This window comes from Colwellia sp. MB02u-14 (assembly GCF_014076915.1).
GTDB lineage: Bacteria > Pseudomonadota > Gammaproteobacteria > Enterobacterales > Alteromonadaceae > Colwellia_A.
In genome coordinates, this window is the sequence record NZ_JACGUX010000034.1 from 1 (window position 1) to 2,652 (window position 2,652).

Annotated in this window: 5 protein-coding genes; 1 reads left to right on the forward strand and 4 read right to left on the reverse strand. The window is 34.6% G+C overall.

The window, feature by feature from the left end; genetic code table 11:
* Positions 1–329: hypothetical protein (locus H4J52_RS19635; protein WP_220461063.1), on the forward strand; the 329-nt coding region annotated here is incomplete at its 5' end.
* Between the two features lie 173 nt (positions 330–502).
* On the opposite strand, the gene H4J52_RS03045 is transcribed toward H4J52_RS19635, so the two are convergent.
* From H4J52_RS03045 to H4J52_RS03060, 4 genes are all read right to left on the reverse strand, one after another.
* The gene (locus tag H4J52_RS03045; RefSeq protein ID WP_182224208.1) at positions 503–1,021 is read right to left on the reverse strand and encodes a sel1 repeat family protein; all 519 of its coding nucleotides are present in this window, start codon (positions 1,019–1,021) and stop codon (positions 503–505) included.
* 134 nt (positions 1,022–1,155) lie between these two features.
* On the reverse strand, positions 1,156–1,632 hold the full coding sequence (locus H4J52_RS03050) for a hypothetical protein (RefSeq protein ID WP_182224209.1): 477 nt from the start codon (positions 1,630–1,632) through the stop codon (positions 1,156–1,158).
* 83 nt (positions 1,633–1,715) lie between these two features.
* Positions 1,716–2,138 carry a hypothetical protein gene (locus H4J52_RS03055; RefSeq protein WP_182224210.1) on the reverse strand — a complete coding sequence of 141 codons (423 nt, stop codon included), beginning with the start codon at positions 2,136–2,138 and terminating at the stop codon, positions 1,716–1,718.
* A 147-nt stretch (positions 2,139–2,285) separates the two neighbouring features.
* The gene (locus H4J52_RS03060) at positions 2,286–2,501 is read right to left on the reverse strand and encodes a hypothetical protein (RefSeq protein ID WP_182224211.1); all 216 of its coding nucleotides are present in this window, start codon (positions 2,499–2,501) and stop codon (positions 2,286–2,288) included.
* Between the last annotated feature and the right edge of the window lie 151 nt (positions 2,502–2,652).

Here is a 2,652-nt window from a genome sequence, read left to right on the forward strand (position 1 = left end):
CCTGCTTGAGTGGCTTGTTAGGTTTCGAGCACGCCAATGTTAGAGCTATTATTCCCAAAGGCCAATTGAACCAACCAAACATAACTAGAAAAGGGCTATCATCCCAACTTGCTAAATCAAATAGATTACTAGAAGGAACCATAATTGATAGTTCAAATGCCGCTGTGAAAATTACAGACACTATAAATACAATAACAAGCAAAAAAGGCGGATCGTATTTAAGATATACTTGTTTATTAATGAACAAAGCTGCATTTATTCCAGCAAATGTACAAACAAGCCATATAACTTCCAATGTCACTATTAATGTCCACCCGTCTTGTTGGTAAATTACCCACCCAAGATATGAAACTAAAACAGCTAAAAATATAAATACTCGATGTTGCAAATTAGAAACCTAACGCCGTTTTAAGCGGCAAATTGCAGTTGGCTAAAATAAGTGAGGCACGAACAAAAAGCCAACTGTAATTTGTCCGACTTGAAAACCCTTGTTAGGTAACCATTACTCAACTAAATCAACTTCATACACTGTACTTATGCGTTCTGATCTATGACAAGAGTGTTGAATTCTTCGTGATAAAACAGTTGATGATTTTGTACACGTGATATTTTGAGATTTCATACCATATCTTTTAATATACTCTTTAACTATTTCATCAATTTTCAACTGTTGTTCTGACGTAGCAGATGAATAAAAATTTCTGTATTGTTCAGACCAATCCTCAGTTTCCATCTCCGTGGCTACACCAAGCCATCCCATTCCCATTAAAGTAGATTGTTGAACATGATGTCCTTTGAGAAACATGAATGCGATAGTATATTGAGCACCTTTATAACCCCATGTTGCTGGTGTCTTTAAGAGTTCAAAAGATTTTTCATATTCACCTTTTTGATAACTTTTAATTCCGTTAATCTCATCCAATTCTAGAGAGCTAAGATGCTTCGTCTGAATTCCAGTAGATTGGCAGCCAGATGTTATGACTAAAGAAAATAATACCAGAAATATACTTTTAAACGACATACGACTCCAATTGATAAATTATATGGTTGCCTAACGCCCCATTAAGAGGCTTTTAATTGTTGGCTAAAATGTGAAGCGAAGCGGAACCTAGCCAACTGTTAAAAGTCCTGCTTGAATGGCTTGTTAAGTGGCTATTACTCATCGATATAAATATCAATTTCTTCACTTTTACGAAGAATTTTATACACCTTATCTTTAGGAGAATAAACTAAAACAGCTAAAACAGAAACCTCACCTAGATTATTACCGTCATCATCCGATTTTATAGCCGTACCCCAAAGTAAAATATCTTTGTAACCATCAGAATTGATATCAATTAATTCGTTGTTTAGTAGCCCATCTTTGAAATAACTTAAATCACCATGCATGTCGTAGAGTCGTAACAAAAAAATCCCCGGTAATTCAATACCACCATTACCTTTTGACGTAATGCCAAACTCAATTGAAATATTTGTATTGGCACCAATTTGAATGTTTTTATCTATGACATTGTTTGATAGTGAATCAGATTTAAAATTGGATATAATTAATTCCACGTCCGAACTTGAAATTAGTTCTTCTGCTTGAAGCTGAAAACTGAGAAATAAAAATAAAGTGAGAATAATGCGCATATGCTTCCTAGCCACTTAACGCCCCATTAAGAGGCAAATAATGGTTGGCTAAAATAAGCGACGAAGGAGCAAATAGCCAACTGTTATTTGTCCTGCTTGAATGGCTTGTTATATGCATTTTTAACCTGCTCTAAATATGCAGAAAATCTTACATTATTTATAGACACAGGAGAAGAGAATCGACTCAACACATAACCATTATCTTGATAGTTTAGTAAAAGGAGATACGACTCACCGTCCTTAAGATTTACAGGGCAAACAGCATGGGCAATTTCCCTTAGTGCTTTACCTGAAAATTTATCGCCAACATTAAGATCTCCTTTTATTTGCTCTGAAACCTCGGCATCAAATGACACTAGCCCCATATATCCCGATTCTTTGTGAATTGTGCTATCAATTTTAACAACTAAGATATACGAAAAATCACTAAAATCTTCAACAGGAAAAGTATCACCTAGTGTAAATTCTTTACAGGCAAATGAAGAAAAAGATAAAAGTAGTAACATGGTCAAAATACATTTAATCAACTCCACACCTCTGAATGCATATAACGCCCACTTAAGGGGCAAAATAGAGTTGGCTAAAATAGGTGAACGGAGTGAACAAAACAGCCAACTTTATTTTGTCCCTCTTAAAGTTCTTGTTATACGTAATTATTTAACCTGACTTGTTTTGAAGTATTTAAAAACATCCATTGTTCCGGTTACGGCATAAAACATGAAATAAGCTCCTACCAAAGAAGATCCAGTTACTCCAATATTATTAGTCTCAGGAAAGAAAGATAAACCTAAAAATACCATTGTACTTGCTAGTAACATTCCCAACCCAATTACAAAACTTAATATTCTAAAAACTTTAATTCGATTCATCATCCATCCTTGATTGAGGTTTACGTATAACGCCACATTAAGCGGCAAAAAATTGTTGGCTAAAATGTTGAACGAAGTGAAAACAGCCAACTGTTTTTTGTCCGTTTGAATGCCTTGTTATGCGACTTTTACATTACCACAAATCGTACAA